General features: G+C 69.6%; 3 protein-coding genes and 1 pseudogene. 3 read left to right on the top strand and 1 reads right to left on the bottom strand.

The window, feature by feature from the left end:
- Positions 1–313: 313 nt before the first annotated feature.
- The 3 genes from rplU to obgE all read left to right on the top strand — a co-directional run bounded on the left by rplU (position 314) and on the right by obgE (position 2,494).
- Positions 314–634: a 50S ribosomal protein L21 gene (rplU, locus tag ACWEN3_RS44855; RefSeq protein ID WP_030749991.1), complete on the top strand. Its 321-nt coding sequence runs from the start codon at positions 314–316 to the stop codon at positions 632–634.
- Positions 635–648: 14 nt separating this feature from the next.
- Positions 649–903 carry a 50S ribosomal protein L27 gene (rpmA, locus tag ACWEN3_RS44850; RefSeq protein ID WP_020940020.1) on the top strand — a complete coding sequence of 85 codons (255 nt, stop codon included), beginning with the start codon at positions 649–651 and terminating at the stop codon, positions 901–903.
- Between the two features lie 145 nt (positions 904–1,048).
- Positions 1,049–2,494: a GTPase ObgE gene (gene obgE / locus ACWEN3_RS44845; RefSeq protein WP_452983992.1), complete on the top strand. Its 1,446-nt coding sequence runs from the start codon at positions 1,049–1,051 to the stop codon at positions 2,492–2,494.
- Between the two features lie 83 nt (positions 2,495–2,577).
- Here the strand turns inward: obgE and ACWEN3_RS44840 are convergent.
- A pseudogene (locus ACWEN3_RS44840) lies at positions 2,578–2,699 on the bottom strand (UTP--glucose-1-phosphate uridylyltransferase); the annotation flags it as partial.

The raw sequence follows: 2,699 nt of genomic DNA, 5'->3' as shown, positions 1-2,699 counted from the left end.
TCGACGGCACGCGGGTCGAGGAGCTGCCGTACTCGCAGAGCGACTTCCACCACGCGAAGCCGGTCTACGAGACGCTGCCGGGCTGGAAGCGGTGGATGGGGGTGGTTTCGAGTGATCGGGCGCACAGGTGCGGGGCCCGGTTTGACCCCCTCGGCCGTGAACCGTAACCTTGACCGTCGGCGTGTGACTGAGCGCGCCACATCCCCGTAAACCTCTTCCTCCCGGACGCAAGGCTGGCCGGGAGAGGTCGCCCATGGTCTTTCCAGGCGGCTGGCCTGCGGGGGTGCCGTTCCCGAGCGAAAGAGAGATCCGCGTGTACGCCATCGTGCGCAGCGGTGGTCGCCAGCACAAGGTTGCTGTCGGCGACATCGTTGAGGTTGACAAGATTTCCACTGCCAAGGTTGGCGACACGGTCGAGCTCTCGACCCTGCTCGTTGTCGACGGCGACGCTGTGACCAGCGACCCGTGGGTGCTGGCCGGCATCAAGGTCCAGGCCGAGGTCGTGGACCACCACAAGGGCCAGAAGATCGACATTCTGCGCTACAAGAACAAGACCGGCTACCGCCGTCGTCAGGGCCACCGCCAGCAGTACACGGCGATCAAGGTCACGTCGATCCCCGCGGCTGCGAAGTAAGGGACTGAGGAGAAATGGCACACAAGAAGGGCGCATCGTCCACCCGGAACGGTCGCGACTCCAACGCCCAGCGGCTCGGCGTGAAGCGCTTCGGCGGTCAGGTCGTGAACGCGGGTGAGATCCTGGTCCGCCAGCGCGGCACCCACTTCCACCCCGGCGCCGGCGTCGGCCGTGGCGGCGACGACACCCTGTTCGCCCTGCAGCCGGGTGCGGTGGAGTTCGGTACCCACCGTGGCCGCAAGGTCGTGAACATCGTTCCGGTCGCCTGAATCATCTGATTCGGCATCGAACGCTTTCGCGAGGCGGACCTCACTTCCCGGTCGGGAAGGCGGGTCCGCCTTTCGCGTGTTGACACAAGAAGTACCCGTTCTTCCCCAGCCCTCGGCCGGGGAGACCCCCAGGAGGCACTGAACCATGACCACCTTCGTGGACCGCGTCGAGCTCCATGTCGCCGCGGGTAACGGAGGCCACGGCTGTGCCTCCGTCCACCGTGAGAAGTTCAAGCCGCTCGGCGGCCCGGACGGCGGCAACGGCGGCCGCGGCGGCGACATCATCCTGACCGTGGACCAGTCGATCACCACGCTCCTCGACTACCACCACTCCCCGCACCGCAAGGCCACCAACGGCAAGCCCGGTGAGGGCGGCAACCGCTCCGGCAAGGACGGCCAGGACCTGGTGCTGCCGGTGCCGGACGGCACGGTCGTCCTCGACAGGGCGGGCAACGTGCTCGCCGACCTCGTCGGGCACGGCACGTCGTACGTCGCCGCGCAGGGCGGCCGGGGCGGCCTCGGCAACGCGGCGCTGGCCTCCGCCCGCCGCAAGGCGCCCGGCTTCGCGCTGCTCGGCGAGCCCGGGGACCTCCAGGACATCGTCCTGGAGCTGAAGACCGTCGCGGACGTGGCGCTCGTCGGCTACCCGAGCGCGGGCAAGTCCTCGCTGATCTCGGTGCTGAGCGCGGCCAAGCCGAAGATCGCGGACTACCCGTTCACGACGCTGGTGCCCAACCTGGGCGTCGTCACCGCCGGTTCGACCGTCTACACCATCGCCGACGTGCCGGGTCTGATCCCGGGCGCCAGCCAGGGCAGGGGCCTGGGCCTGGAGTTCCTACGGCATGTGGAGCGGTGCAGCGTGCTGGTGCACGTCCTGGACACCGCCACCCTGGAGTCCGAGCGCGACCCGGTCTCCGACCTCGACATCATCGAGGAGGAGCTGCGGCAGTACGGCGGCCTGGACAACCGGCCGCGGATCGTCGTCCTGAACAAGGTCGACGTGCCCGACGGCAAGGACCTCGCCGAGATGGTCCGCCCCGACCTGGAGGCCCGCGGCTACCGCGTGTTCGAGGTGTCGGCGGTGGCGCACATCGGGCTGCGGGAGCTGACCTTCGCCCTGGGTGAGCTGGTCGCCAAGGCGCGTGCCGCGAAGCCCCAGGAGGAGGCGACGCGGATCGTCATCCGGCCCAAGGCCGTGGACGACTCCGGCTTCACCGTCACCCGCGAGGAGATCGGCGGCGAGCCGCTGTTCCGGGTGCGCGGCGAGAAGCCCGAACGCTGGGTCCGCCAGACCGACTTCAACAACGACGAGGCCGTGGGCTACCTCGCCGACCGGCTCAACCGCCTCGGCGTGGAGGAGCAGTTGATGAAGGCGGGCGCCCGGAACGGCGACGGCGTCGCCATCGGCCCCGAGGAGAACGCGGTCGTCTTCGACTGGGAGCCGTCGGTCATGGCCGGCGCGGAGATGCTCGGCCGCCGCGGCGAGGACCACCGCTTCGACGCGGAGCGGCCCGCCGCGCAGCGCCGTCGCGACAAGCAGGCGGAGCGCGACGAGGCCGGCCGGGAGTTCGACGACTTCGAGCCGTTCTAGCCCGTCGCACGGCGCAGCGGCAACGCGGCAGGGCGGGCCGGAGGTTTCCTCCGGCCCGCCCTGACACGTTCCCGGCGTCGGTGTCAGCTGTCGCCGTCCGTCAGCTTCCGGGCTACGTAACTGCGGAGCCAGGTCCGGAACTCCGGGCCCAGGTCTTCACGTTCGCATGCGAGTCTGACAATGGCACGCAGATAGTCGCCACGGT

It is taken from the genome of Streptomyces sp. NPDC004561 (genome assembly GCF_053602155.1).
Note: the sequence above shows the minus strand (reverse complement) of the source record. Positions and strands in the feature narration are given on the sequence as shown.

Bases quoted from the DNA above. Each gene is read 5' to 3' on its own strand.
- rpmA (WP_020940020.1), top strand. From the start codon at position 649: ATGGCACACAAGAAGGGCGCATCGTCCACCCGGAACGGTCGCGACTCC.
- obgE (WP_452983992.1), top strand. From the start codon at position 1,049: ATGACCACCTTCGTGGACCGCGTCGAGCTCCATGTCGCCGCGGGTAAC.